This is a genomic window from Bradyrhizobium erythrophlei (genome assembly GCF_900129425.1).
Classification (GTDB): Bacteria; Pseudomonadota; Alphaproteobacteria; order Rhizobiales; family Xanthobacteraceae; genus Bradyrhizobium; species Bradyrhizobium erythrophlei_C.
On sequence record NZ_LT670817.1, the window covers coordinates 3148210 to 3174213 of the forward strand.

At 62.7% G+C, this 26004-nt stretch carries 23 protein-coding genes; 15 read left to right on the plus strand and 8 right to left on the minus strand.

What is annotated here, in order from left to right; all coding sequences use genetic code 11:
* Positions 1-96 precede the first annotated feature (96 nt).
* The 5 genes from B5527_RS14895 to B5527_RS14915 all read left to right on the plus strand — a co-directional run bounded on the left by B5527_RS14895 (position 97) and on the right by B5527_RS14915 (position 4772).
* On the plus strand, positions 97-1350 hold the full coding sequence (locus tag B5527_RS14895) for an ABC transporter substrate-binding protein (RefSeq protein WP_079602080.1): 1254 nt from the start codon (positions 97-99) through the stop codon (positions 1348-1350).
* A gap of 82 nt (positions 1351-1432) precedes the next feature.
* Positions 1433-2296: a branched-chain amino acid ABC transporter permease gene (locus B5527_RS14900; protein WP_079602082.1), complete on the plus strand. Its 864-nt coding sequence runs from the start codon at positions 1433-1435 to the stop codon at positions 2294-2296.
* Between the two features lie 13 nt (positions 2297-2309).
* Positions 2310-3305: a branched-chain amino acid ABC transporter permease gene (locus B5527_RS14905; RefSeq protein ID WP_079602083.1), complete on the plus strand. Its 996-nt coding sequence runs from the start codon at positions 2310-2312 to the stop codon at positions 3303-3305.
* A complete protein-coding gene (locus B5527_RS14910) occupies positions 3295-4056 on the plus strand; it encodes an ABC transporter ATP-binding protein (protein WP_079602085.1) in 762 nt (253 codons plus the stop codon). The genes B5527_RS14905 and B5527_RS14910 overlap by 11 nt, the downstream gene beginning before the upstream one ends.
* A complete protein-coding gene (locus B5527_RS14915) occupies positions 4053-4772 on the plus strand; it encodes an ABC transporter ATP-binding protein (protein WP_079602087.1) in 720 nt (239 codons plus the stop codon). The genes B5527_RS14910 and B5527_RS14915 overlap by 4 nt, the downstream gene beginning before the upstream one ends.
* Before the next feature lie 14 nt (positions 4773-4786).
* Here the strand turns inward: B5527_RS14915 and B5527_RS14920 are convergent, their stop codons facing one another.
* Positions 4787-5485, minus strand: a complete 699-nt coding sequence (locus B5527_RS14920) for a TetR/AcrR family transcriptional regulator (protein WP_079602088.1) — start codon at positions 5483-5485, stop codon at positions 4787-4789.
* Positions 5486-5633: 148 nt separating this feature from the next.
* On the opposite strand from B5527_RS14920, the gene B5527_RS14925 reads away from it, so the two are divergent.
* A complete protein-coding gene (locus tag B5527_RS14925) occupies positions 5634-7922 on the plus strand; it encodes an arylsulfatase (protein WP_079602090.1) in 2289 nt (762 codons plus the stop codon).
* A gap of 139 nt (positions 7923-8061) precedes the next feature.
* On the opposite strand, the gene B5527_RS14930 is transcribed toward B5527_RS14925, so the two are convergent.
* From B5527_RS14930 to B5527_RS14940, 3 genes are read right to left on the minus strand one after another with little or no spacing between them, the layout of a single operon-like run.
* Positions 8062-8652 (minus strand): invasion associated locus B family protein, encoded by a 591-nt coding sequence (locus tag B5527_RS14930; RefSeq protein ID WP_425305072.1) that lies wholly within the window; start codon positions 8650-8652, stop codon positions 8062-8064.
* A gap of 58 nt (positions 8653-8710) precedes the next feature.
* On the minus strand, positions 8711-11857 hold the full coding sequence (locus tag B5527_RS14935; protein ID WP_079602091.1) for a multidrug efflux RND transporter permease subunit: 3147 nt from the start codon (positions 11855-11857) through the stop codon (positions 8711-8713).
* Positions 11854-13026: an efflux RND transporter periplasmic adaptor subunit gene (locus B5527_RS14940; RefSeq protein WP_079602093.1), complete on the minus strand. Its 1173-nt coding sequence runs from the start codon at positions 13024-13026 to the stop codon at positions 11854-11856. Before B5527_RS14940 ends, B5527_RS14935 begins: the two co-directional genes overlap by 4 nt.
* Positions 13027-13172: 146 nt before the next feature.
* Between B5527_RS14940 and B5527_RS14945 the strand changes: the two genes are divergently transcribed.
* The 9 genes from B5527_RS14945 (at position 13173) to B5527_RS14990 (ending at position 23269) form a co-directional block, all read left to right on the plus strand.
* Positions 13173-13634: a MarR family winged helix-turn-helix transcriptional regulator gene (locus tag B5527_RS14945; protein WP_079602094.1), complete on the plus strand. Its 462-nt coding sequence runs from the start codon at positions 13173-13175 to the stop codon at positions 13632-13634.
* A gap of 404 nt (positions 13635-14038) precedes the next feature.
* Positions 14039-16465 carry a TonB-dependent receptor gene (locus B5527_RS14955; protein WP_079602097.1) on the plus strand — a complete coding sequence of 809 codons (2427 nt, stop codon included), beginning with the start codon at positions 14039-14041 and terminating at the stop codon, positions 16463-16465.
* A 33-nt stretch (positions 16466-16498) separates the two neighbouring features.
* On the plus strand, positions 16499-16738 hold the full coding sequence (locus B5527_RS14960; protein WP_079607282.1) for a hypothetical protein: 240 nt from the start codon (positions 16499-16501) through the stop codon (positions 16736-16738).
* Between the two features lie 249 nt (positions 16739-16987).
* Positions 16988-19552 (plus strand): TonB-dependent receptor, encoded by a 2565-nt coding sequence (locus B5527_RS14965; protein ID WP_079602099.1) that lies wholly within the window; start codon positions 16988-16990, stop codon positions 19550-19552.
* Between the two features lie 11 nt (positions 19553-19563).
* Positions 19564-20253 carry a Fe2+-dependent dioxygenase gene (locus B5527_RS14970; protein WP_079602100.1) on the plus strand — a complete coding sequence of 230 codons (690 nt, stop codon included), beginning with the start codon at positions 19564-19566 and terminating at the stop codon, positions 20251-20253.
* A 165-nt stretch (positions 20254-20418) separates the two neighbouring features.
* Complete coding sequence (locus B5527_RS14975; RefSeq protein ID WP_079602102.1) at positions 20419-20829, plus strand: hypothetical protein; 411 nt, start codon at positions 20419-20421, stop codon at positions 20827-20829.
* A 191-nt stretch (positions 20830-21020) separates the two neighbouring features.
* Positions 21021-21980, plus strand: coding sequence for a tonB-system energizer ExbB (exbB, locus tag B5527_RS14980; protein ID WP_079602103.1), 960 nt, complete (start codon positions 21021-21023; stop codon positions 21978-21980).
* A gap of 3 nt (positions 21981-21983) precedes the next feature.
* A complete protein-coding gene (gene exbD / locus B5527_RS14985; protein ID WP_079602105.1) occupies positions 21984-22457 on the plus strand; it encodes a TonB system transport protein ExbD in 474 nt (157 codons plus the stop codon).
* Between the two features lie 17 nt (positions 22458-22474).
* Complete coding sequence (locus tag B5527_RS14990) at positions 22475-23269, plus strand: cell envelope integrity protein TolA (protein ID WP_079607283.1); 795 nt, start codon at positions 22475-22477, stop codon at positions 23267-23269.
* A gap of 44 nt (positions 23270-23313) precedes the next feature.
* Here B5527_RS14990 and B5527_RS14995 read toward each other — a convergent pair whose 3' ends face one another.
* From B5527_RS14995 to B5527_RS15010, 4 genes are all read right to left on the minus strand, one after another.
* On the minus strand, positions 23314-23718 hold the full coding sequence (locus B5527_RS14995; protein ID WP_172842835.1) for a hypothetical protein: 405 nt from the start codon (positions 23716-23718) through the stop codon (positions 23314-23316).
* A gap of 55 nt (positions 23719-23773) precedes the next feature.
* Complete coding sequence (locus B5527_RS15000; protein WP_079602109.1) at positions 23774-24454, minus strand: site-2 protease family protein; 681 nt, start codon at positions 24452-24454, stop codon at positions 23774-23776.
* A gap of 79 nt (positions 24455-24533) precedes the next feature.
* Positions 24534-24926: a GFA family protein gene (locus tag B5527_RS15005; protein WP_079602110.1), complete on the minus strand. Its 393-nt coding sequence runs from the start codon at positions 24924-24926 to the stop codon at positions 24534-24536.
* Positions 24927-25116: 190 nt separating this feature from the next.
* The gene (locus B5527_RS15010; protein ID WP_079602112.1) at positions 25117-25863 is read right to left on the minus strand and encodes an SDR family NAD(P)-dependent oxidoreductase; all 747 of its coding nucleotides are present in this window, start codon (positions 25861-25863) and stop codon (positions 25117-25119) included.
* Positions 25864-26004: the final 141 nt, after the last annotated feature.

The following is a 26004-nucleotide window of genomic DNA, read 5'->3' on the forward strand; positions in this document are numbered from 1 at the left end:
TGACACGCCAAAAATAAGGGAAAGCGGGGCCACGCCTCGCGCAACCCTGGCCGTCAGAAGCATGGCATCGGGTGGCACCTCTCGGAGACCTTTCACATGAGATTTATGCATATCATCGGGCTGCTTTGCGCCGCCTCGATTTCCGTTTTGCTGGCGGGCAGTGCCTCGGCGCAGGACAAAACCGTCAAGATCGGCGCGGTGTTTCCGTTGAGCGGCAACGCCGCCAGCGCCGGCGTCCATGCCAAGGCCGCGATCGAGACCGCAATGGATATCATCAACAACGCCCATCCCGAACTCGGCAATTTCCCGCTGGCGAAGAACGCGGGCCTCGCAGGCCTCGGCGGCGCCAAGGTCGAGGTGGTGTTCGCCGACAACCAGGGCAGCCCGGCGACCGGCCAGAACCAGACGCTGCGGCTGATCACCGAAGAGAAGGTCGTGGCGCTGACCGGCGCCTATCAGTCCGGGATCACGCTGACGGCGAGCGCGATTGCCGAAAAATACGGAATTCCCTTCGTCAACGGCGAGTCGGTGGCGGCGAACCTGACTGAGCGCGGTTTCAAATGGTTCTTCCGCGTCACCCCGGTCGCCTCCGACTTCGCCAAGATCTATTACGAATTCCTAAAGGACATGAAAGCTAGCGGCGCCAAAACCGACAACGTCGCGCTGGTTCACGACAATACCGAATACGGCACCTCGGTCTCGAGCGTGATCACCAGCGTGTTCAAGGAGCAGGGCCAGAACATCGCGCTCGATATCGCCTACGCCGTCAACGCCACCGACGTGCAGAGCCAGGTGCTGCAGCTCAAGGAGAAGAAACCCGACGTCGTGATCATGATCGCCTACGCCTCGGACGCGATCCTGTATGCGAAAACCATGCAGGCGCTTGATTACAAGCCGCCGATGATCATCGCCGACGACTCCGGCTACTCCGATCCATCCTTCATCAAGTCGGTCGGCAAGATATCGCAAGGCGTCTTCAACCGTTCGTCGTGGAACGTCGGCGCTCCGGGCTCGCCGACGGCGCTGATCGCCGAGATGTACAAGAAAAAGAGCGGCGACGAGATGGACGATACCGCCGCGCGCCAGATGCAGGGTTTCTTCGTGCTGTGCGAGGCTATCGACCGCGCCGGCTCGACCGATCCCGCCAAGATCCAGGCGGCGCTGAAGGCGACCGACCTCAAGCCCGACCAGCTGATGATGGGCTACAAGGGCGTCAAGTTCGACGACAAGGGCCAGAACATACTGGCTTCCGGCCTCATCATTCAGCTGCAGGACGGCGAAAACTATGTCGCGGTCTGGCCCAAGGCCAACGCCGAGAAAGCGCCGATCCTGAACTACAAAGGCTGGTGACTTCCAGCGGGGCGGGGCACGGTCCCGCCCTGATATTGTCGCGAGATCGCTGAGACTTAACCGCAAGATTTAAACCGCCGGCATGTCCACAATTCTCGTTCAGGTGATTGTCGGCGGCCTTCTGCTGGGCGCGGTCTATGCGCTGTTTTCCTCGGGCCTCACGCTGGTCTGGGGCATGATGAACATCGTCAACTTCGCGCATGGCGACTTCGTCATGCTCGGCATGTATGTCGCGTTCGTAGTCTACACGCTGTTCGGCGCCGGTCCCTTGCTGGGCGCGCCCATCGCCGCGCTGGTGCTGGCGACGCTCGGGGTCGTCGTCTATTTCGGACTGATCCGCGACATCATGAAAGGGCCGATGCTGGCCCAGATTCTCGGTACCTTCGGGCTTGCGCTGCTGCTGCGCTATTCGGTGTTCTGGTGGTTCGGCGCCAATTTCCTGTCGCTGCCGGAAAACATCGTCGGCGGCACCTTTGACATCGCGGGCTTGCGAATCCAGGCGTCGCGGCTGCTGGCCGGCGGTGTCGCGCTGCTGGTGACGCTCGGGCTGCATCTGCTGCTGACGCGCACTTCATTGGGCTCGAAAATGCTGGCGGTCGCCGAGGATTCCACCGCGGCGCAGCTGATGGGGATCCGGCCCGACACCATGCAGGCGATCGCCTGGGCGATCGCCGCCGGCGCGACCGGGCTTGCCGGCGCGCTGATCGCGACGTTTTTCTACATCGTGCCGACCGTCGGCGAGACCCTGGCGATCGTGGCCTTCGTCACGGTGTCGCTCGGCGGCTTCGGCAGCGTGCCGGGCGCGCTGGTGGCGGGACTACTGATCGGGGTGATCGAATCCCTGTCGGCGTACTGGATCGGCGCTGTCTACAAGGACATGGTGGTGTATTCGCTGTTCCTCGGCTTCCTCTGGTTCCGGCCGCAAGGCTTAATGGGCAAGTCCTGATGGGCAAGACGTGATGCGGCGCTGGCTGTGGCCCTCGGTAGTGCTGGCGCTGGTCGTCGGCTATCCCTTGCTGTTCTCGACGCCATTTCAGCAGCGGCTCGGCGCGCTGGTGCTGCTCTATGCGATCGCGGCGTCGGCCTGGAACATCGTCGGCGGCTATGCCGGCCAGGTATCGGTCGGACACGTGGTGTTCTTCGGCTGCGGCGCCTACGCCGCGATGGGCGCGTTCGCGCATTTCGCGCTGTCGCCGCTCGTTGGAATTCCGATAGGCATCATCGCCAGCGTGGCCATTGCCGCCGTGATCGGCGTGCCGACGCTGCGGCTGTCGGGCCACTATTTCAGCATGGCCACGATCGCGGTCGCCGAACTCGTGCGGCTGATCGTCAGCAACACCGACTATCTCGGCGCCGGGGTCGGACTGAGCGGCCCGACCGTGCCGCGAAATGTGTTCGATCTCTCCTTCATCTCGGCGCTGCCGTACTATTATCTCTTCCTGACGGTTCTTGTGATCACGCTCGGCATCACCTGGTGGATGGCCAACAGCCGGATGGGATTTTACCTCCGCGCCATCAGGGATTCCGAGCGCGCGGCGCGCTCGCTCGGCGCGCCCGCCAGCCGCACCAAACTCTACGCCTTCATGCTGAGCGCGGGCCTGACCAGTGTCGCCGGCGCGCTCTATGCGACGATGTTCGGCTTCGTCGATCCGGAATCCGGGCTCGGCATCCTGATCTCGGTGAAGATGCTGATCATGGCGGCGCTGGGCGGCGCCGGGCTGCTGTTCGGACCGCTGGTCGGCGCGGCGATCCTGGTGCCGCTGGAGGAAATCTCCAACAACCTGCTCGGCGGCAAAGGCGCCGGCCTGACTTTTGTCCTGTACGGCGCCATCATCGTGCTGATCGCGCGCTTTCAGCCGGGCGGCATTTTAACCCTCATCAACCGACTGTGGGCCACGCGCAACAGCAAGATGCCGGACGTCGATGCTGCGAAAGGAGCCACCCATGCTCCTTGAAGCCCGCGACGTGACAAAAGCTTTTGGCAGCTTCAAGGCGGTCGACGCCGCCTCCGTGACCCTGGAGCAGGGCGACATTCTCGGCCTGATCGGCCCGAACGGCGCCGGTAAATCCACCTTCTTCAATTGCCTGACTGGCGATCTCATGTCGACCTCCGGCAAGGTCCTGTTCGAAGGCCACGACATCACCAGCCTCGCGCCGGAGATGCGCGCACAACTCGGTCTCGCCCGCACCTTCCAGGTGCCGCAGACGTTCGAGGGCATGTCGGTGCTGGAGAATGTGATGATCGGCGCGTTTCTGCGCACCTCGCATCGCGCTGAGGCCGAGACCAGGGCGCGCGCGATCCTGGAACGCGTCGGCATGAGCAGACTGGCGGACGCGCCGGCGCGCTCGCTCGGGACGCCCGGCCGCAAGCGGCTCGAAATCGCTCGCGCGCTTGCCACCGAGCCCAAGGTTCTCTTGCTCGACGAAGCGATGGCGGGCCTCACCCAGCGCGAGGTGCAACTGGCCATCGATCTGGTGCGCGACATCCATCGTTGCGGCATTACCCTTGTGATTGTCGAGCACATCATGGAAGTCATCATGTCGCTGGCGACCCGCGTGGTGGTGTTTCACCAGGGCCGGGAGATTGCGCGCGGCAGCCCGCGCGAGGTCACCGGCAACCCGGCCGTGATCGAAGCCTATCTCGGCAAGCGCGCGGCCAAGGCCGCCGCCGGTCACACGCCGATCGAATTGATGGGCCCGACATGAGCGCGCCTCTGCTCAAGATCGATCATCTCGAAGTTCGCTACGGCGACCTGATCGGGGTATCCGACGTTTCGCTTGAAGTGCCCGAAGGCAGCGTCGTGGCGCTGCTCGGCTCCAACGGCGGCGGCAAGACCACCGTTCTCAATGCCATCGCCGGTCTCATTCCCGTGCATGCGGGATCGATCGAATTTCGCGGCCAGGAGATCGGCGGCGGAAGCGCGTTTTCGATCGTGCGCAAGGGCCTCGCTTTGTCGCCGGAAGGCTGGCGGCTGTTCGTGCAGCAAAGCGTCGAGAACAATCTCAGACTGGGCGCGACGCCGTTACGCGACAGAGCGCGGGTCGCGGCATTGCTCGAACGGGTCTACGAAATCTTTCCGAAACTGGCGGAACGCCGCGGCCAGCGCGCCGGCACCATGTCCGGCGGCGAGCGACAGATGCTGGCGGTCGGCCGCGCCTTGATGAGCGATCCCAAATTGCTGATGCTGGACGAGCCATCGCTGGGCCTGGCGCCGGCGGTGGTCGAGTCGATGTACGAGACTTTTGGGCGGCTGCACAAGGAAGGACTGACGATCCTGCTGGCGGAGCAATCCATCGAACTCGCGCTCGAGGTCTCGGACTTTGCCACGGTGCTGCAGGTCGGCAAGAGCGTTTTGTCCGGTACCGCGGCGGCGCTGGCCAACGATCCGCAGGTGCAACGCGCTTACCTCGGCGCCGGCTGACGCCTGAGGCCCGCTTATTTCTTGCGGCTGCCTGACTTGCGAACCGAAGCCGCGGAGGAAGTTGCCTTCATTTCGGCTTCGAGCAACTGCAACAGGCAGCCGCTCAATCGCACCTCCATCTCGTCGTCATGGATAGACAGCGGTCCGGGATCGTTGAGGACGGCGTTGACCAGCGTTCCCAAGACCACCTGAAAGCTGAAGGCGATGCCGCGGGTCTTGGCGGCCGCGCGGCCCCGGCCCATGACGTGGAGCAGGGGAGGCGTGGCACGAGCCGTGGCCGCCCGCGCGAGGCCCTTGAATATGCTCCACCGGTCCGGCCGCGTGTCGTCGTGCTGGAGCGCGGCGCGCAGGACGCCTTCATGGTTCCGGATCCAGTCGATGATCCCATGCACGAGGAGGCGGCAGCGTTCGGCGAGACCCGTGTCTCTCAACTGCGCGCTCCCGGTCATCCCTGACAGTCTGCGTTCGCCGTCACGCGCCGCGAGTTCGATCAGCGCGTTGAAGTAGGCCTCCTTGCTTTCGAACCGGCTGTAGAAGGCGCCGACGGTTGCGCCGACATTGGTGCACAGCGCTTCGATCGACAGTTCGGCAAGGCTGCGCGTTCGCAGCATGTCGGCGCCGGCCTGCAGCAGGGCGGCCGTCATTTCGCGACTTCGCTTCTGCCGGGAGGGCGTGACCCCGGGAAACTCAAAACCCTCCGATCGCGGCTGCATCTGGTGTTGCACTCCCAGGCAAAGTAATCATAATCATAATTCGGATTATGGTTTCAGGCAATGCACGTCCGGGAATATCGGCGGCCGCGGCCGCACTGAAGCCAAACGGGCGGATCAACCGCCGTCGCGATGACATGGGAGCACATGCATGAGCGCAGGCAGCGATACGCCATTTGGCGGCACCATCGGCAAGACCGTCGCCGGCTCCAGGCCGTGGTGGCCGCCGGCGCTCAAGCCGCCCGCCGGCGCGCCCAATATCCTCGTCGTGTTGTTCGACGACGTCGGCTTTTCCGATTTCGGCTGCTACGGATCTCCGATCAGGACGCCGGTGATCGACCGGCTCGCGGCCGAAGGCCTGCGCTACAGCGGTTTCCACACCACCGCGATGTGCTCGACCACGCGTGCGGCGCTGTTGACCGGACGCAACCACCATTCCGTCGGCGTCGGCTGCCTCGCCAATTTCGACAGCGGTTATCCCGGTTATCGCGGCAAGATCGCGCGCGAGGCCGGCACGCTGGCGGAAATGCTCAGGGCCCACGCCTATCGCAATTACATGGTCGGCAAATGGCACGTCACGCCGCTGACCGAAAGCGGCGCGACCGGGCCGTTCGATGGCTGGCCGCTGGGCCGCGGCTTCGACCGCTTCTATGGCTTCCTGGATGCCGAGACCGATCAGTACGCGCCAGAGCTGGTGTCCGATAACACCCACATCGATCCGCCAGGGACCTATGCCAGCGGCTATCATCTGACCTCGGATCTGGTCGATCAGTCGATCCGCTTCATCGGCGATCACGTCGCCGACCGGCCTGATTTGCCCTGGCTGACCTGGCTCGCCTTTGGCGCCTGCCACGCGCCGCATCAGGCGCCGGCCGATATCATCAAGGGCTATGACGAGATTTTCGCGCACGGCTGGGATGTCGAGCGCGAGCAGCGCCTGGCACGCCAGAAGGCGCTGGGGATCGTGCCGCCGGAAACAAAAATGCCCGCGCGCAATGACGGCGTGAAAGCCTGGGACGAGCACAGCGCCGATGAGAAACGCGTCTTCACGCGCCTGCAGTCGGCGTTCGCCGGCATGCTCGATCACGCCGACCGGCACCTGGCGCGGCTGATCGGGTTTCTGGAAACGGCAGGCGTTCGCGACAACACCCTGATCCTGGTGCTGTCGGATAACGGCGCCAGCCAGGAGGGCGGGCCGCTGGGTTTCGTCAACGCGATGGGACCGTATAATTTCAGGCCCGAGCCCATTGCGGAAAAGCTGCGGCGGATCGAGGACATCGGCGGCCCGGACTCCCACACCAATTTTCCGCACGGCTGGGCCATGGCTTCGAATACGCCGCTGCGCCGCTACAAGCAGAACACCCATGGCGGAGGCATCCGCGATCCCTTCGTCATTTCATGGCCGAAGCGGGTGGTCGCGAAGGGCGAACTGCGCCATCAGTTCGTTCACGCCAGCGACCTCGTCCCGACGCTGCTCGAACTGGTCGGCGTTGCCGCACCCGCGGCGATCGCAGGCTGCGCCCAGATGCCGATCGAGGGCGAAAGTTTTGCGCGCTCCATCGCGGACGCATCGGCGCCGTCGAAATGTCAGCCACAATATTTCGAGATGTTCGGTCACCGCGGCCTTTGGCACCAGGGCTGGAAGGCGGTGGCCTATCATCCGCCGGGGACGCCGTTCGAGAACGACAAATGGGAGCTGTTTCATCTCGACCGCGATTTTTCCGAGGTCGACGATCTCGCCGGGCAGGAACCGGCGCGTCTGGCGGAGCTGATAAAACTGTGGTGGAGCGAGGCGGAGAAGCACAACGTATTGCCGCTCGATGACCGGTTCGGCCAGCGCTTTGCCGAGAACGCCGCGCGTTTCCAGGGCGCGCGAAGCCACTTCGTGTTCCACGCCGGCATGGGGCACGTACCGACCGACGTCGCCCCCGACGTTCGCAGCCGCAGCTATACCATCGAAGCGCATGTCGAGATCGGCGAAGCCGGCGCCGAGGGTGTGCTGCTGGCGCACGGCGACGCCACGTCAGGCTACAGCCTCTACATCAAGGACGGTCTGCTGGTTCACGATCTCAATATCGGCGGCGGTCATGACATCGTGACCTCCGACCGTAAGGTCTCCCCTGGCGCGCACCGGCTCGGCGTGCACGTCAAACGCCTGGTGCGCGAAGCGGCGCCGGCGAAGGGCGCGCGCACGGGGGTCAGCTCCTATACGCTGCTGATCGATGGTGAGCCCGCCGGCTCGCTGCAGACCCAACTCGGATTTCACACGCTGATCTCGTGGTCCGGCCTCGACATCGGACGCGACCGCGGCAGCCCGGTGTCGCATTATAATGCTCCGTTCGAATTCACCGGACGATTGCTGCGGGTGACGGTCGCCATGCATAACGACCAGCAACTCGATGGTGACGGCGTCGGCAACGCCGAAATGGCACGGCAGTGAGACCTCACTCTTAGGCCGACGTTTCCTTGTCCTGAGGAGCGGCGTATTCGCCGCGTCTCGAAGGATGGCGGCATGCGCGTTACTCATGGTTCGAGACGGCGCAAGCGCGCGCCTCCTCACCATGAGGAGTGAATTCCGATTATTTTATCTTGTCGTAAGCGGCGGCAAAATCGGCCAGCGGCATGGGAATGGTGATGGTTTCCTTGGCCATGTTCTGGAACGACACTTTCAGCTGCTTTCCCGATTTCAACTCGGCCAACAGTTCGGGCGCGATCGGCGTGCTGGCGTAGCAGCCTCGTGCCTCGCAGGTCTGAATCGGCAGATCGATGGCCTTGCCGTCGTCGACCTCGAGTTTGGCGCCGACCGGCAGATTTAGCCCGAGCGGCAACTGCACGAGGATCATCGGAGTGTGGGTATCGCTGGGCACGCGAATGTTCACGAGGACAATGAGTTGTCCGGTTTTGCTCAGCAGCGCTGTTTGTTCAATCGCGCATTCGAGCGGGGCATCGCGGCTGGCGCTGGTGCAGCGGGCGGACCAGCCGGGCTGGTGCGGGGTGTTTGCCGGCGCGGGCCCGGGCGCGGCCTCGGGTTGAGGCGCTGCCGGTGTCGCCGCGGTTTGCGCCGCGTGCGGCGCCGTTTTGGACCTGGGCGCTTGCTGGGCGTTGCTGAACGCGGGCGACGCGAAAGCCGCGGCGGCCACGAGGATGGCAAACTTTACGGAAATCTTCACTGATCCGGCTCCGGGGCACATGCCTCCCCGGATCGGCCGATGCACGGCGAAAGTCAAGTCATTCGGCGGCTTGCTTGATGGCGCCGTGCTCGCTCGCCGCCAGTTCGTGATCGTCATCGCCGGATCGCCCCCAGCCCGAAAACGCATTCGAGAGCCGGTCGAGATAGAGGTATACCACCGGCGTCGTGAACAGCGTCAGCGCCTGGCTGACGATCAGGCCGCCGACCATCGCGTAACCGAGCGGCTGGCGGATTTCCGATCCGGTGCCCGTACCCAGCATCAGCGGCACGCCGCCGAGCATCGCCGCCATCGTCGTCATCATGATCGGGCGAAACCGCAGCAGTGCGGCCTTTCGGATCGATCCCTCCGGCGACAGATGTTCGTCACGCTCGGCCGAGATCGCGAAATCGACCATCATGATTCCGTTCTTCTTGACGATGCCGATCAGCAGGATGATGCCGATCAGGGCGATCAGGCTGAAGTCGTACCCAAACGCCATCAGGATCGCGAGCGCGCCGACGCCGGCGGAGGGCAGCGTGGACAGAATCGTGAGCGGGTGGATGTAGCTCTCGTAGAGAATGCCGAGGATCAGGTACACGACCACCAGCGCCGCCATGATCAGCAGCGGCACGGTGCCGAGCGATTGCTGGAACGCCTGCGCCGTGCCCTGGAAGCTCGAGTTGAGCGTGGCAGGTGCGCCGAGATCGGCCATCGCTTTCGAAACGGACTCGGTCGCCTGGCCGAGCGCCACGCCCTGCGCGAGGTTGAAGCTGATCGTAATCGCCGGAAACTGGCCCTGGTGGCTGATCGAGAGCGAACGGACCGGCACGCTGGTCCAGGTCGCGAACGTCGACAACGGCACCTCATCGCCGGTCAGCGGCGATTTGATATAGAGCTTGTTGAGCGTGTCGAGGTTGCCCTGCAGCTCGGGCAGGATTTCCAGGATCACGTGATAGCTGTTGAGCTGGGTGAAATACTGGGTGACCTGGCGCTGGCCGAACGCGTCGTACAGCGTGTCGTCGATCAGCTGCGGCTGGATGCCGTAGCGCGACGCGGTGTCGCGATTGATGTTCAGCTGCAGCGTCGTGCCCTGGCTCTGCTGGTCGGTCGCGACGTCGCGCAGCTCGGGCAGGGTCTGCATCCTGGCCAGGATCTTCGGCGCCCATTCGTTCAGCTCGCCGAGATCGGCGTCCTGCAGCGTGAACTCGAACTGCGTCCGGGTCGGCCGGCCGCCGAGCCGGACGTCCTGCGCGGCCTGCATGAACAACCGGGCGCCCTCGACCTTGTCGAGTTTGGGACGCAGGCGGGTGATGATCTGCTGGGCGCTTGCGTTGCGCTCACTGCGCGGTTTCAGCGTGATGAACAGGTTGCCGTTATTGCCGGCCCTGCCGCTGCCGCCGATCGCCATTGCCACGCTGGCGACATCAGGGTCGGCCCGCACGATATCGCCGAGGGCCTCCTGCCGCTGCTTCATCGCGGCGAAGGAAATGTCCTGTCCGGCTTCGGAGGTGGCGGTGATCAGGCCGACGTCCTGTTGGGGAAAAAAGCCCTTGGGAATGATGACGAACAGATAGACCGACAATCCTAGGGTTCCAAAGAAAATCATCAGCGTCGTCAAGCGCCAGCGCATCGCAACGTCGAGGCCGCGCTCATAGGCATGCAGCATCGCGTCGAACGCGCGCTCGCTCAATTGATAAAACCGGCCGTGCTTGGTTTCGCCGTGCGCGCGCAGGAAGCGGGATGCCATCATAGGCGTCAGCGTCAGCGACACCACCATCGACACGAAGATCGTCATCGCCAGCGTCACCGCGAATTCGCGGAACAGCCGGCCGATGATGCCGCCCATCAGGAGCAGCGGAATCAGCACTGCAACCAGCGAAATGCTGATCGACACGATCGTGAAGCCGATTTCCTGGGCGCCCTTGAACGCGGCGGCAAGCGGCTTCTCGCCTTCCTCGATATAGCGCGTGATGTTTTCCAGCATCACGATGGCGTCGTCGACGACGAAGCCGACGGCGATCGTCAGCGCCATCAGTGACAGGTTATCCAGGGTATAGCCGAACACCCACATCAGCGCGCAGGCGCCGAGCAACGCAAGCGGCACGGTCACGGTCGGAATGACCGTCGCCCAGAAACTGCGCAGGAAGATGAAAATGACCATGACGACCAACGCAATGGTCAGCAGCAGGGTAGACTGAACGTCCGCGACGGCGGCGCGAATGGTCTGGGTGCGGTCGCTGATGACGTCGATCTTGATGGCCGGTGGAATCGCGGCCACCAGCCGCGGCAGCATCGCCTTGATCTTGTCCACGGTGTCGATGACGTTGGCGCCGGGCTGCTTGTAGACCACCAGGAACACGCCGCGCTTGCCGTTGGCCCAGGCCGCCTGCTTGGCGTCTTCCGGTCCGGTGACGGCCTTGCCGATGTCGCGAATCCGCAACGGCCCGCCATTGCGGTAGGCGACGATGACGTCGTTCCAGTCCTTCGAGTCGAGCATCTGATCGTTGGCGTAGATCGTGTAGGCACGGGTGTCGCCGTCGATGTTGCCCTTCGGACTGTCGACCGTCGTGATCGTAATTACGTTGCGGACGTCCTCCAGCGACAGGCCTTTGGCGACCAGTTTCGCCGGATCGACCTGGACCCGGATCGACGGCTTTTGCTGGCCGCCGATCGTCACCTGAGCCACGCCGGAAATCTGGCTGATCTGCTGGGCGAGCTGGGCGTCGACCGCATCGCTTACGGTGGTCAGGGGCAAGGTGTCCGAGGTCGCCGACAACAGCAGGATCGGCGAATCCGCCGGGTTGACCTTGCGGTAGGTTGGCGGGGAGGGAAGGTTTTTCGGCAACTGGCCGCTGGCGGCGTTGATGGCGCCCTGCACGTCGTTGGCGGCGCCGTCGATGCTGCGATTGAGGTCGAACTGGATCGTGACCGCCGCCGTTCCCAGGTAGCTCGTCGAGGTCATCTGGGCGATGCCGGGAATCTGCGCGAACTGGCGCTCGAGCGGCTGCGCCACGGAAGAGGCCATGGTTTCAGGACTGCCGCCCGGCAGCGTTGCGGTGATCTGGATGGTCGGGAAGTCCACCTGCGGCAGCGGTGCGACCGGCAGCAGCGGATAGGCAACGAGGCCGACGAACAGAATGCCGGCCATCATCAGCGAGGTGCCGATGGGGTAGCGAATGAAAGGTGCGGAAATGCCCTCGCTCATTCCTGCTTGACCTTGGGTTGCTGCGCCGGATCCGAACTCGCCACCGCTGTGCTGACCACAGTGCCCGGCTGGACCTTGTACTGGCCTGCCGTGATCACCTGTTCTCCCGGCGACAGGCCGGTATCGACCACCGAACGTCCGTCGATCGACTGGCTGACCTTGACCTTGCGCAGCTCAGCCTTGTTGTCCTGACTGACGGCATAGGCATAGAGGCCGTCGGTGCCGTGCTGGATCGCATCGTCAGGAACCACCGTGGCATCTTTCAGGGTTTTCACCAGGAGCCGCGTCGAAACCGACTGGCCCGGCCATAAAGCATGGTTCTTGTTGGCGAACACCGCCTTGAGCCGGATGGTGCCGCTGGTGGTGTCGACCTGATTGTTGATAACCGACAGCGTTCCTTCCGCCAGCGGCTTCTTGCCGTCGGTCGTAATCGCGATGACCTTGAGCGGCTGGGACGCTTGTGCCTCGTTTATATAAGGCAATTGCTCTTCCGGCGCGGTGAAAATCACGGCGATCGGTTCGATCTGGGCAATCGTCACGATCCCGGTCTGGGTAGAGGCATTGACGATGTTGCCGATGTCGACCTGGCGCAGGCCGGCGACCCCGGGGATCGGCGACTTCACGGCGGTGTAGTCAAGCTGGGTCTGGGCGTTGAAGATGGCGGCATCGTCGGCCGCGATCTGCGCGGTCAACTGCGCGACGGTGGAGCGCTGGGTGTCGGTCTGCTGCCTGGTTGCGAATTCGCCGAGTTTGGTGAAGCGCTGCAGATCCAGATTGGCGTTGGCCAGATTGGCCTCATCCTGGGCCTTCTTGGCCTTGGCCTGATCCACGGTCGCCTGGTAGGGCCGCGGATCGATTTCGACCAGCAGGTCGCCCTGGTTGACCAGCTGACCCTCCTTGAAGGCGATCTTGTCGATCTGGCCGTCGACGCGGGTCCGCACCAGTACGGTGTTGAAGCCCTGGACCGTTCCGAGGCCCGTCAGATAGACCGGGAAGTCGGATTTTTGAACCGGGGCGATGGTGACGCGAACGGCGTTGCGCGCCGCCTTTTGCGCATTATTTGCTGCAGTGGACTGATCTGCGCCATGGAATCGCTGCCAGCCGAAATAGCCCGCCGCACCGACGGCTGCGATCAGTACAATCGAGCTGATTATCCGAGGTTTTTTCATCTGGGCTCATTGGCTCAAGACTAATTACGGTAGGTTTAAAACAGTTCCAAGGGCTTGAATATATAGTACGCGTGCACTTAATGTGTAAACACACCATAACTTGAGCTTTCCTAAACTTTCGGAAAGCTTTGGGACCGCCGCGGCTAATGTCTCTCGATCTGAAACGCCAGCTGGTTGCGCAACTCGTGGAAAGCTCGCGCTTGCTGCGCAACTATATCGACCACCGCGCCAAGGACCGCGGCACCACGCGCGCGCAGTGGATCGTACTGTTCCGGTTGCGGGAGCAGGAGGGATTGTCGCAGGTCGATCTGGCCGAGGTGCTTGAACTACAACCGATCTCGCTGGTCCGCCTGCTCGATCGCCTGGTCGAGCACGGTCTTCTCGAGCGGCGGCACGATCCCAGGGATCGACGGACCAACCGGCTGTTTCTCACGGCGGCTGGCCGCCAGCTTGTCGATGATCTCGACAGTCTGCGCGACTCCATTGCGAGCGACGTGTTGCAGGATTTCCCCGCTGAAGAGATCGAAACCAGTCTCAAGACGCTCCGGGACATCAAGGACCGCATCAAGGGCCTTGCCGAGCCCCCTGGCCACGTCGCCGCCAAGTAAACACGTTCAACCATCTCCTTGCTCGACGTCCGCAAACGCGCAACGCGCTTTCGCGAAGACGTCTGCGCGTATCATCGCCGCACCGATCGCGTACGGCAGACCGCGCAGCAAACCGGCAAGCTGTTTTCGTTTTCGTTATCGAAACTATGCAGCGTCGGTCGATCGGTGTTCCTGCGGCAAGCGCGGAAAGGCCCGATTTATCGGCGTTTCTCCGCTTCAGTTTAGAACGCTTCAAATCTCATCTTAGAACGATTTCAAACTCGCGATTTAGAATCATTTTGATCTGGACCTATTCAAATATCCCGGTGCCGTAATCGCATTGACCCGAATTTTTCCGCTCGATACCAACGCCCCATTGCTCATGTGCAGATCAACCGCATCGGCGATTTGAAGGGGCGTGTTGGATGGGGCGGGCGCAAGCGCCGGGATCGTTGCGAACAATCCGGCGCATCTCGAAGGCTGCTCTGTTTTCGGTGCGCGTCGCCGCGCTCGGTGGACTGGCCTGCACGACGGCGGCCGATGCGCAAACGGTCGGAGCGGCGCCGTCGTCTCCAGCGGGATCACAACTTCCGCCAATCGAGATCACTTCGCCTGAGGTCAAGCGCCGCGCCAATAGCGTGCCGGCGCAGCGCGCCGACCGCGGTGCCCAGAAGCGCCGGACGCAGGCCGCGCGCCGGCCCGAGCCGCAAGCCGCGCCGAAGGCGGCATTCGGGGTATCGCAGGATGCCCGCACCGGTACGGTCGGCGTTTATGCCAACAGCACGTCGGTCGCCACCAAGACCAACACGCCGCTGGTCGATATTCCGCAGTCGCTGAGCGTGCTGACAAAGGACTTCATCAGGGACCAGGGCTTTCAGGGCCTCACCGACGTCACCCGCTATGTGCCCGGCGTCGCGGTCCACCAGGGTGAGGGCAACCGCGACGAACTGGTGATCCGCGGCGTGGATTCCAGCGCGAACTTCTTCGTCAACGGCTTTCGCGACGACGTGCAGTATTTCCGTGATCTCTACAACGCTCAGAGCGTCGAGGTCCTCAAGGGGCCGTCCGCGCTGACCTTCGGCCGTGGCGCGGGCGGCGGCCTTCTCAATCGCACGCTGAAGGACGCCGACGGCACCAAAGTTTATAACGCATTGATGCAGACGGGCTCCTGGAACGATCGTCGTTTCGCGCTCGATGCCGGGCAGGCCGTCAACGATAACGTCGCCGTGCGCTTCAACGCCTTCTACGAAGGCACCGATACGTTCCGTGACTTCGGCCGGATCGAGCGCTTCGGCATCAATCCGACCGTCACCGTGAAACCCGACGACAACACCAAGGTCAAGCTCAGCTACGAATATTTTCACGACGAGCGCACCTCCGATCGCGGCAATCCTTCGCAGGCGCTCGCGGGCGGGGCGACCCGTTTCAATCCCACGACGCCGTTTGCGCCGAATGGAGATCTGTCGGCATTCTTCGGCAGCCCGACCTACAATGTCGCGCGCGCCGATGTGCAGACCGCGATCGCCGTCGTCGAGCACGATTTCGAAAACGGATTGACGGTCAGGAACGGGACCATCTTTGCCGATTACAAGAAGTTCTACCAGAATGTCTATCCCGCCAACGGGCCGCTGTCGGGCGCGGTCGATCCGACCGACAGCACCTTCAATCTCGGGGCTTACCAGCATTGGACCAACCGCGATAACGCCTTCAACCAGACCGATTTCGTCTACAAGACCAACACCGGCCCGGCGCTTCATACGGTTGGCTTCGGCACCGAATTCGGCCGGGAGGCCGGCGTCGATATCCGCAACACCGGATTCTTTCCGACCTCGGGCGGTGGCCTGTCCAATACGATAATCGCCAACCCGTTTGCGCCGACCTACTTCGGACCCGTGGTCTTCATCCATCAGTTTCCGGGCGCGTTTTCGCCCGGCATTACCGGCGCCGACTCCAACAGCAACTATCGTCTCTTCGTCGAATCCGCCTACGTTCGCGATACCGTCGAAATCACGCGCTGGATCCAGTTGATCGGCGGCGCCCGCTTCGATCGCTTCGACATGTCGGCACTGGACATGAACACGAACATCCATCGCGGCAGGGTTGACGACGAGATTTCGCCGCAAGCCGCCGTGATCGTCAAGCCGGCCGCCAATCTGTCGATCTATAGCGCCTACAGCGTTTCCTATCTGCCGGCGTCCGGCGATCAGTTCAGTGCGCTGACCGACGGCACTTTGATTCTCCAACCGCAGAAATTCGAGAACTCGGAAGTGGGCGTGAAGTGGAATGTCAATCCAAAGCTGCTGTTTTCGAGCGCGATCTATCAGTTGAACCGTACCAACCAGCCGATCCCGGTCCCGAACGCGCCGACCGGCTCGGGTCTCGCCATTCCAAACGGCGCGACCACGGCGCGTGGCTTTGAGGCGAGCCTTACCGGCTACGTCTCGGACGCCTGGCAGTCGTCGCTCGCATATGCCTACACCGACGCGCGAATTGCCAACGATCTGACGGCATCGGGGGTCACCCCGCCGATCGTTGCCGGCAATCGTGTCCAACTCGTGCCGTACAACCAGTTCGCGTGGTGGAACAAATACCAGATCAACCCGAGGTGGGGCGCGGCCCTCGGCATAATCTATTTCGGCGACTCCTTTGCCACGTCGGACGACACCGTCAGATTGCCGGGTTTCGTTCGCTTCGACGCCGCGCTCTATTTGAAGATCGACGAGACCTGGCGGGCGCAGTTCAACGTCGAGAACATCTTCAACAAGGGATACTGGGCGTCGGCGGACGGCGACAACAACATCTCGCCGGGCCAGGCGCGAACCTTCCGCATCAGCGCGATCGCCAGGTTCTAATGCGTGCAACGGGCAACTCGCCGGGGACGCATGATGGATGAGCTGAACGGACGCATGATCGCCTGTCAGATCCTGATCACCGGTCTGATCGCGCGCGTCGCCAACGATTCGCCGGATCCGTTGCGATTTCTCACCGACTTCCGTGATGAAATCAAAGCGGTGGTGAAAGGCGTCAACATCGCCGGCATGGACAATACCGATCGCGTGCGGCTGGTCGCGCAGCAAACCGTCGACGAACTGTTTTCGCTGATGAAGCCGCCGAGCGTCGATTGATCGGCGCGCGCCTCAAGCGAGAGAAATGCCCGATCTATCGGCACTTCCCGGCTTCCATTTAGAATGGTTCAAATAACATTTTGAAACGATTGCAAACCCCGGATTTAGAATCGATTTGATCTGGACCTATTCAACCATTCCAGCGCTGCAATCGCATTGACCCGAATTTTTTCGCTCGATACCAACGCGCCATCGCTGATGCGCGAATGAACCGCATCGGCGATTTGAAATTCGGTTGGGGCGCGTGGAATGAATAAGGCAAAGACACCGAGGTCGCTGCGTTCAAGCGCGGCGATGAACTCGGTCAGCGAAAAGTTCGACAACTGTTCCGGTCGAAAGGTCTCGGCGGTCGCCGGTCTGATGGCGGTCGCCTCGTTTTCCGGCGCCGAAGCGCAGCAATCGAACCTGCCGCCGGTGACGGTCGATGCTCCGGTGGCGCGCCCGCGCCCGGCCGCGACGGCACCCACGCCGGACCAGGTCCGGGCGCGCAATGCGCTTCGGCGCGCAGCCCGACGCACCCAACCGGCGCGGACCGCGGCGGTGCCGTTTCCCAACGTCGGCAGCCTGAGCGCCGACCGCGATCCCTACGCGGATGCGGCTGCGCCCTACAAGGTCGATCATCTGCAGGCATCGGGCAAATTCCCCGAGCCGCTGTTGAATACGCCGAAGACCGTGACCGTGCTCAGCAAGGAAGTGCTGGCGGACGAGAACGCCACCTCGTTGAAGCAGGCGGTGCTGAACACCGCCGGCGTGACGCTGGGGACGGGGGAGGGCGGCAACGCCTTCGGCGACCGCTTCTTCGTCCGCGGCTTCGACACCCGCAATGACGTGTTCATCGACGGCGTCCGCGATTCCGGCGTCAGCGTCCGCGAGAACTTCTTCACCGAGCAGATCGAGATCCTGCGCGGGCCCGGCTCGTCGTTTGCCGGCCGCGGCACGACGGGAGGTGCGATCAATATCGTCACCAAGCAGGCGACCACCGAAAAATCATTCTACAACATGGACACGACGTACGCGAGCGACAACACCAAGCGCGTCACGCTCGACGTCAACCAGGTGATCAGCCCGACGTTGGCCGTTCGCGCCGGCGGCCTGTTCCAGGATGCGGGCGTTGAAGGCCGAAGCTTTATCACTGACGATCGCGGTGGCGGCTTTGTGGCTTTGACCTGGAAGCCGGTCGATGCGGTGAAGGTGACCGCGGACTACGTTCACACCGATATCCACGGATTGCCGGACTTTGGCGTGCCGTACCTCCGGACGGGACCCACCAACGCCGCCGGTCAATATACGACCACCGCCGGCGGCCCGGCCCCGGATTTTGGCGTCAATCGCGACAATTTCTACGGCTTCGTCAACCGCGATTTCTTCGAGGTCCATCAGGATATCGCCACGGTCAACACCGAAGTAAAGATCACTCCCGATTTGACCTTTAGCGACAAGGTTCGAGGCTCGGAGTCGTTGCTGAATTACATCGGCACGATTCCGGAGTCAGCCAACCCTGTGGCGAACACGCTGACCGCCAACACGCTGAGCCGCTATCAGCCGACGGACGTCGTCGCCAACCAGAGCGAGTTCACGTACAAGTTCGATACCGGTAACTGGCACCACACCGCGGTCGCCGGCGTCGAGGTCTCGCGCGAAACTTCCAGCATCGATACATATAGCGGGCTAAGCTCAGAGGCAATTGGTGCCGCGTTCAACAGCAGCGGGGCGCCAACCAACGTCAGCATCACCAATCCGCAATACACATTCGCGCCGTTCTCGACGACGCCCACGCTCACGGGGAGGCCGACGCAAATCGCGATCGATACGACGAGCGGCTATCTGCTCGATTCCGCCAATTACCGCGATTTGGTGATCCTCAATGGCGGCATCCGCTTGGACGACTACGGCATCAAAGCCAGCGGTTACGGCACATCGAATGGGATCGCGAACACCTTCGGCTCGCAGGCCGCGCAGTTTGATATGCCGAACTTCAATCTGGGCCTCACGCTGAAGCCGCTGCCGATGACCAGCGTCTATGTTGCCTACGCCACGTCGTCTGATCCGGTGGGCTCCGAATTCGACGGCACCAGCGCAGCCTATGGCGGACTCGCGCCGGTCATCAACGGCAACTCGAACCAGATATTTGGGCCGATGAAGAACACCGCGATCGAGGTTGGCAACAAATGGGAGTTGCTTGACCGCCATTTGCTCCTGACCGGCGCGCTGTTCCAGACCAATGTCACCAATGCGCGTGAGTCGGTGAACGTAACCTCAACAGCAAACCAGACGGCAGCTTGCCCCTATAATACGTCGATAGGGGGTACGCAGCCTTGCATCAGCGCCGGCGCAGCCTATCAGATCCGCGGCATCGATCTCGAAGTTACCGGCAAGATCACGGACAAATGGAGCGTGTTCGGCGGCCTCGTGCTGATGAAGTCGGAGGTGACGAAGTCGCTGGTCCCCCCGGCCGACCCCGCCTTTTACACGACAAACGTCGGCCTGCCGCTGGCCAACATCGCTAATCAGTCGTTCAGCCTGCTCAGCAAATATCAGATCGACGACCGGTGGGAGGTTGGCGGACAGGCCGTCTATCGTTCCGCGATGTACGGCGGCACCTTGCTTGCCGCAAACCAGGGCACGTCGCTGCCGAGCTTCTGGCGCTTCGATACCTTCGCGGAGGCGAAGATCGACAAGAACTGGACCGCGAAGCTGTTCGTCAACAACATCTTCAACAAGCTCTATTACACCGCGATGTATCAAAGTTCGGCGCCGTTCACTCTGGAAGCGCCTGGCCGCACCGTGGCGGTGGTGATTTCAGCGAGGTACTGATTGTCGATGCGATGCTGATCTGCGTCCCCGATGTGCTGAGCAAAACCGATGTGGCGGATTTCCGCCGCATCATGGACGGCTGCGCCTGGGAAGACGGCCGCTCGACCGCGGGTGCGCAATCGGCGCTGGTGAAAAGCAACGAGCAATTGCCGCCGGACAGCGAAATCGCGCGCAAGCTCGGCAACCGCGTCGTTTCGGCGCTGACGGCCAATCCGAGGTTCATCGCGGCGGCGGTGCCGCTGCATATCTTTCCTCCGCTGTTCAACCGCTACGCCGCCGACGACGGCCATCATTTCGGCATCCACGTCGACAACGCGGTGCGCGGCGATCGTCTGACGGGATTGCGCATCCGGACCGATCTGTCGGTCACGCTGTTTCTGTCCGAACCGGACGAATATGACGGTGGCGAGTTGGTGATCGAAGACAACTACGGTTCCCACGACGTCAAGCTTGGGGCCGGGGACCTCGTGCTTTATCCGGCGTCCAGTCTGCACATGGTCACGCCGGTCACGCGCGGCATGCGGGTTGCGTCTTTTTTCTGGCTGCAAAGCATGATCCGGGACGCTCATGCGCGCAGCCTGATTTTTGATCTCGACACCGCTATCCAGGCGTTGGTGGAACGGCTCGGGCGCGACGACCCTGAAACGGTCAAATTGACCGGTATTTATCACAACCTGATCCGCTGCTGGGCCGAAGTATGAATGCGCCGGGGGCTGCAATGGACGGGGTGGCCGATCACTTTGTTCCATTGGATCGACGTTCTCGATGAATATCGTTGACCCCTCGGCGCTCCCCATGTTGTTATACTGTAACACCGCGAGTGGTCAGGCAGAGTTCCGGACACTGTGGCCGAGGCGTTTGCTGCCATGAAATGGTTCCGATCAAACATCAGGCCGATGGCACGGCTAGCGGTGGTCGCGCTGGCGATGCAATTTCTGCTGTCGTTCGGACATTTCCACGGCGACAGCGCACAGGCTGCCTCCGCGCTGGCGGATGCGAAGCGATTGGGGCTTCACAACGTCACCCGGTTGGCGATGCATTCAAACGCACCGCATAAAACCTCGTCACCGTTCAACCATCGGCCCGATGGTCAGCCGGCCGACGATTGCGCGATCTGCGCCGTGATGGCGCTGGCTGGCGCCGTGGTGGTGGCGACACCGCCCGATCTGTCGGCACCACAGGCGACCGCATTCACCTATCTGACTGCCGCTGCCGATTTCGCCGATTTCAATTCGGTTCGCGTCGCCTTTCAGCCGCGTGGTCCGCCGCTCGCCTGACCCCGATCATTGGACGAATTCCAAGGTACGTCCCAGGGAAACCCGAGGGAAATCCAGAGGGATCGTCGTATGATCGGCGCCCACGGCATGGCCCCAATTCGGCCCGCCTCGTGGTTCTATCTCGCCATCTCGCGAAGGCTGCAGCCGACCGGATGCCTGCATAACAATCCAACCCGCTACCAGGCCGAAATATGAATCTGTCACCTTTCCGAGCGACCTATATTGTGATGGCCGCGCTGTCGATGCTGTCGCTGGTCTCGCCTTCATTCGCGCAACAGAACGCGGCCCCCGCGCCACCGCCGGCTGCCGCATTGTCGCAAGCGCCGGCGAGCCCGGCTCAGGCAGTGTTGCCGGCTCCGGCTACCGCGCCGCCGGCTGTCGCTCCATCCGCTCCGCCGCCCGACGCAACCGCGACTCCTGTCGATGCCAACAGCCGGTCGCTGAAGTCGGCGACATCCGGGCTGCGCGAGCTGTCGCCCTGGTCGATGTTCCTGTCGGCCGATATCCTGGTCAAGGCGGTCATGATCGGACTGGCCTTCGCTTCGCTGGTAACGTGGACGATCTTCATCGCCAAGATGATCGAGCTGTCGGTGGTCCAGCGCAAACTCCGCACAGCCCTCCGCAAGATCAGCGACTCAAGATCGCTGGCCGAGGCGCAGTTCGCGCTGGGCGCGAAGGAAAGCGTGTTGTCGGCGCTATTGGCCGCGGCGATGCGCGAGGCGCGGCTGTCGGCCGGAATTTCCAGCGACAGCGGCATCAAGGAACGGGCGGGGTCGAGCTTTGCCGAGATCGTGCGCGCCGAAGCCCGCCGGATCAGGCTCGGCATGGGACTGCTCGCGACCATCGGCGCGACGTCGCCGTTCGTCGGGCTGTTCGGTACGGTGTGGGGCATCATGAACAGTTTTATCGGGATCTCGAAATCGCAGACCACCAATCTTGCCGTGGTCGCGCCGGGTATCGCCGAGGCGCTGCTCGCCACTGCCTTCGGCCTGGTCGCGGCGATCCCTGCCGTGATCATCTACAATCATTTCTCGCGGGTGACCAAAGGCTACCTCGAACTGGTCGGCCGGTCGTCGGGCGCGGCGGGGCGGTTGCTGTCGCGCGATCTCGATCGCACCCATGGCGGCGCACATTCGCGCGCGGCGGAGTAGACCATGGGCGCCTCGATCGCGGATACCGACCTCGATGACGACAACGATTTCGGCGAAGCGCACGAGATCAACGTCACGCCGTTCATCGACGTTATCCTCGTTCTCCTGATCATTTTCATGGTCGCGGCGCCGCTGTCGACCGTCGATCTTCCGATCGATCTGCCGTCATCGACCGCGACCCCGCAGAAGAAGCCGGACAAGCCGACCTATGTCAGCATCAAGCCCGATCTCGCGGTGGCGATCGGAGAAAACCCGGTCAAGCGGGTCGATCTGGTTCGCTCGCTCGACGCGATGGCCGATGCCAGCAAGGATCGCTTCATCTTCCTGCGCGCCGACCGCGCCGTGCCGTATGGCGAACTGATGGCCGTGCTGGAAATCTTGCGTGCGGGGGGCTACACGAAAATCAAGCTGGTGGCACTGGAAGGTGTGCCGGATAGCGCGTTGCCGCCTTCGACGACCGAAAATCCAAAACCGTGAGCCGCGGCGTGATGGAGATGTCCGACCTCGACCTCGAACGAAAGCCCTCCCGGCGGCTGTGGATTCTCGCGGGGCTGGCCGCGCTTGCGCTTCATCTTGGCGGCGGCGCCCTGGCGGTGGCGCACCTGCAGGCCGACGATCCCGATGATCCCTTGGGTGCGCCGGCGATCGAGATCGGGATGGAAATGATGTCACCGCATCTCGAGGCGACCGATCTGCCGCCGGGGCCGGACACCGATGCTTCCATTGCGTCGCCCGCGATCGCCGAGCAGAAGGCCGAGCTCAAGCAGACCGAACTGCCGAAGGACGTGCCGGCCGAGACCGAGGATCCGGATCGGGTGGTAACGCCGAACGATTCCGACAAGCCCAAGGAAGACGATACCAAAATCGCCACCGTGCAAACCTCGGCCTCGACGGAATCGGTCGCGGCCGAGGCGACCGCGACGCCGAGCACCGAGGCCATTCAGGAAGGGCCGCGCTCGGTCGCTCCCGCCCAGGGCACCGGCGAAAGCGCGCAACGCGTGCGGGCGACCTGGCAGAAGGAACTGATCGCACACCTCGACAAGCACAAGCGCTATCCGGCGGAGCGCTCGCAAAAGAACGCACAGATTCTGGTCAGCTTCGCGCTGGATCGGATGGGCCATGTTCTCTCGGCCAGCATCGTCAAGGGATCGGGCGACCCGGCCTTCGATCAGGCCGCGCTGGCGATGGTGCGGCGCTCCGATCCGGTGCCCCAGCCGCCGCCGCTGGTCGCCGACGAAGGATTGAATTTTACGCTTCCGGTGATCTTCCGGGTCAAGAACCACGGCTGATTGTGCGGCAGCGATGCCGGAAATAGCCGCAACCGGCGTTCGCCTCACTGCAGGAAATACCGGATCCCGACATAGACGACGACGAGGCAGGCGAAAATCAGCGCCACCGGAAGCCGTGGTTTTGTTTCCGAACCACCGGTGGTTTTGGGCCGCGGCGCGGGCGGGCGTTTGAAGGCCGTGACGTTATCGCTCACGGGATCGCGCGAACGGGGAATGACATCGGGCGGCAAGCCGGCCCCGCCCATCTCCCCGTAATAGGCCTTGTAAATGAGATGGATGGTGGCCTCGGTCGCCTCGGCCTCCGGCATTTCCTTGAGCAGCGCCCGATAGCTGGCAAGGAAGTCCTGGGCCTCGGCGGGGAGAGAGGACGTGCCATTCAGTTTGGCCATCATCTTCCAGGTGGCAAAATCCGCGCGGGCCCTGGTGTCGGCGCGTCGCGCGATCAGCATGTCCGCAGCTTTGATCAAGATGGCCTCGGGCCTTTTCGGCGTCTTTTGGGTTGGACTACATGTTGCCGGTTACCACAAGAAGCAACCGGAGCACATAGCCGGTCAATGTTCGCAGTATCACCGAAATAACATCAAGATTTAGACCGAGTTGAGAACCGGCCAGCGGAAGCAGGATCAGGATGCCGATCAGGATCAGCATTCCGTACGGCTCCAGCCGGGCCAGCGGGATAGCGAGCACGTTGGGCAGCAGGCCGACGGCGACCCGGCCGCCGTCCAGCGGCGGGATCGGCAGCATATTGAAGATCGCCAGCACGACATTGATGACAAGGGCGTTTTTCAGGTTGTCGGCAATCCATTGCGCAGCACCGGCTGGGACGTAGGGCAGCGCGTGAAATGCCGTCGCCGCGACCAAAGCCAGGATGATATTGGTGGCAGGTCCGGCCAGCGCCACCCAGACCATGTCGATGCGGGGACTGCGAAGGGCGCGAAAGTTCACCGGCACCGGCTTGGCGTAGCCGAACAGGAATGGTGAGTGGGCGAAGAGCAGCAACGCCGGCAACAGCAGGGTCCCGAACGGATCGATATGCTTGAGCGGGTTGAAGGTGACGCGGCCCCGTTCCCAGGCGGTGTTGTCGCCGAAATGGTGCGCCACAAAGCCGTGGGCGGCCTCGTGGAAGGTGATGGCGATGACGAGCGGCAATACCCAAACCGACAGGTCGTAGAGGGTGATATTCACTGGGGATCCTGACCGGTTCGACGGATGGGGTTCACGCCACCATGTATTCATGAACGATCGGCGTGAACAGGCCTCCGCATCAAGGGGGCACCGTCCCCGGATATTGCACCAAGCCGTCCTCGAGCTTCACCCAGGCCATCTTTTCCGCGACCCAGATGTGCTCGGTGGGTGCGAAGGCGTTGCGGTCGTCGAAGACGGCAAGGGCAACGCCCGCTACCGTGCCGTTGGTTCGCCAGGAAAACAGCCGTGTGCCGCAGGTTGTGCAGAAAACCCGGTCGATGGCCTCCGACGAGGCATAGCGGGACGTGTTGCCTGCAACCGTCAGTGCGTTCTGGTTGAACAGCGCGCGGGCAAAGAACGGCGATCCCATCGCCTTCTGGCAGTTGCGGCAATGGCAGATGCGGACATTGATCGGTTCGCCCTCCGCCTTGAACCGCACCGCGCCGCACAGGCATCCGCCTTCCCGGGTCATGGCTGTCTCCAATGTCAGCTCTCGATTGAAATGAACTATGGTCTCAGTCCTCATCCTGAGGAGCGGCGTCTTCGCCGCGTCTCGAAGGATGAGGTCCACCGTGGTCTCATGGTTCGAGACGGCGCACCGGACAGCGCGAACGCGCTGCCGGGAGTGCGCCTCCTCACCATGAGGAGAATCCGAAAAGACCTTAATACGTCGCGCGGCCGCCGGAAATATCGAACACGGCGCCAGTGGAGAACGCGCAATCTTCCGACGCCAGCCACGCCACCATCGCCGCCAGTTCTTCGACCAGGACAAAACGTCCTTTCGGAATCTTCGACAGCATGAAGTCGATATGCTGCTGCGTCATCTGGTCGAAGATCGCGGTCCTGGCCGCGGCCGGCGTTACCGCGTTGACGGCGATTTCGTAACCGGCGAGCTCCTTGCCGAGCGATTTCGTCAATGCGATCAGGCCGGCCTTCGAGGCGGAGTAATGCGCGGCATTGGGGTTGCCCTCCTTGCCGGCGATCGAGGCGATGTTGACGATGCGGCCGTAATTCTGTTTGACCATCGACGGCACGATCGCCTTGCAGCAGATGAAGGGCCCGTCGAGGTTGATGCGCAGCACCTTGCGCCATTCCTCGAGGTCGGTCTCCCAGACCGTCTTGTTGATCCCGGCGATGCCGGCGTTGTTGACGAGAATGTCGATCTTTCCGAATGCGGCAAGCGTCGCATCTCGGGTCTTTTCGACCGCGGCAAGATCTGACACATCGACCTTGAACGCGGTGACGCCGTTGCCGATTTCCTTTGCGGTCTTCTCGGCGAATGGCTGGTCATGATCCCAGATCGCGACGCGCGCACCGGAACTGACAAAACGTTCTGTAATAGCGCGTCCAAAACCCTGCGCGCCGCCGGTGACAACCGCGCAGCGGCCGTTTAGATCGATCTTGTTCATGGGTACACCCTCTTCTGGATCCGTTCGAACGAGCTAGTCCACCGTCATTCCGGGATGGTCCGAAGGACCAGACCCGGAATCTCGAGATTCCGGGTTCGCGTCTTCGACGCGCCCCGGAATGACCATGAATTATTGATGACG

What these genes read in the sequence shown, in the direction of transcription:
- B5527_RS14910 (WP_079602085.1), top strand. Translation starts at nt 3,295, where the DNA reads ATGCTCCTTGAAGCCCGCGACGTGACAAAAGCTTTTGGCAGCTTCAAG.
- B5527_RS14945 (WP_079602094.1), top strand. Translation starts at nt 13,173, where the DNA reads ATGTCTCTCGATCTGAAACGCCAGCTGGTTGCGCAACTCGTGGAAAGC.
- B5527_RS14955 (WP_079602097.1), top strand. Translation starts at nt 14,039, where the DNA reads ATGGGGCGGGCGCAAGCGCCGGGATCGTTGCGAACAATCCGGCGCATC.
- exbD (WP_079602105.1), top strand. Translation starts at nt 21,984, where the DNA reads ATGGGCGCCTCGATCGCGGATACCGACCTCGATGACGACAACGATTTC.
- B5527_RS14990 (WP_079607283.1), top strand. Translation starts at nt 22,475, where the DNA reads ATGTCCGACCTCGACCTCGAACGAAAGCCCTCCCGGCGGCTGTGGATT.
- B5527_RS15010 (WP_079602112.1), bottom strand. Translation starts at nt 25,863, where the DNA reads ATGAACAAGATCGATCTAAACGGCCGCTGCGCGGTTGTCACCGGCGGC.
- B5527_RS14895 (WP_079602080.1), top strand. Translation starts at nt 97, where the DNA reads ATGAGATTTATGCATATCATCGGGCTGCTTTGCGCCGCCTCGATTTCC.
- B5527_RS14970 (WP_079602100.1), top strand. Translation starts at nt 19,564, where the DNA reads ATGCTGATCTGCGTCCCCGATGTGCTGAGCAAAACCGATGTGGCGGAT.
- B5527_RS14915 (WP_079602087.1), top strand. Translation starts at nt 4,053, where the DNA reads ATGAGCGCGCCTCTGCTCAAGATCGATCATCTCGAAGTTCGCTACGGC.
- B5527_RS14935 (WP_079602091.1), bottom strand. Translation starts at nt 11,857, where the DNA reads ATGAGCGAGGGCATTTCCGCACCTTTCATTCGCTACCCCATCGGCACC.
- B5527_RS14905 (WP_079602083.1), top strand. Translation starts at nt 2,310, where the DNA reads ATGCGGCGCTGGCTGTGGCCCTCGGTAGTGCTGGCGCTGGTCGTCGGC.
- B5527_RS15005 (WP_079602110.1), bottom strand. Translation starts at nt 24,926, where the DNA reads ATGACCCGGGAAGGCGGATGCCTGTGCGGCGCGGTGCGGTTCAAGGCG.
- B5527_RS14920 (WP_079602088.1), bottom strand. Translation starts at nt 5,485, where the DNA reads ATGCAGCCGCGATCGGAGGGTTTTGAGTTTCCCGGGGTCACGCCCTCC.
- B5527_RS14965 (WP_079602099.1), top strand. Translation starts at nt 16,988, where the DNA reads ATGAATAAGGCAAAGACACCGAGGTCGCTGCGTTCAAGCGCGGCGATG.
- B5527_RS14995 (WP_172842835.1), bottom strand. Translation starts at nt 23,718, where the DNA reads ATGCTGATCGCGCGACGCGCCGACACCAGGGCCCGCGCGGATTTTGCC.
- B5527_RS14975 (WP_079602102.1), top strand. Translation starts at nt 20,419, where the DNA reads ATGAAATGGTTCCGATCAAACATCAGGCCGATGGCACGGCTAGCGGTG.
- B5527_RS14925 (WP_079602090.1), top strand. Translation starts at nt 5,634, where the DNA reads ATGAGCGCAGGCAGCGATACGCCATTTGGCGGCACCATCGGCAAGACC.
- B5527_RS14940 (WP_079602093.1), bottom strand. Translation starts at nt 13,026, where the DNA reads ATGAAAAAACCTCGGATAATCAGCTCGATTGTACTGATCGCAGCCGTC.
- B5527_RS14900 (WP_079602082.1), top strand. Translation starts at nt 1,433, where the DNA reads ATGTCCACAATTCTCGTTCAGGTGATTGTCGGCGGCCTTCTGCTGGGC.
- exbB (WP_079602103.1), top strand. Translation starts at nt 21,021, where the DNA reads ATGAATCTGTCACCTTTCCGAGCGACCTATATTGTGATGGCCGCGCTG.
- B5527_RS14960 (WP_079607282.1), top strand. Translation starts at nt 16,499, where the DNA reads ATGGATGAGCTGAACGGACGCATGATCGCCTGTCAGATCCTGATCACC.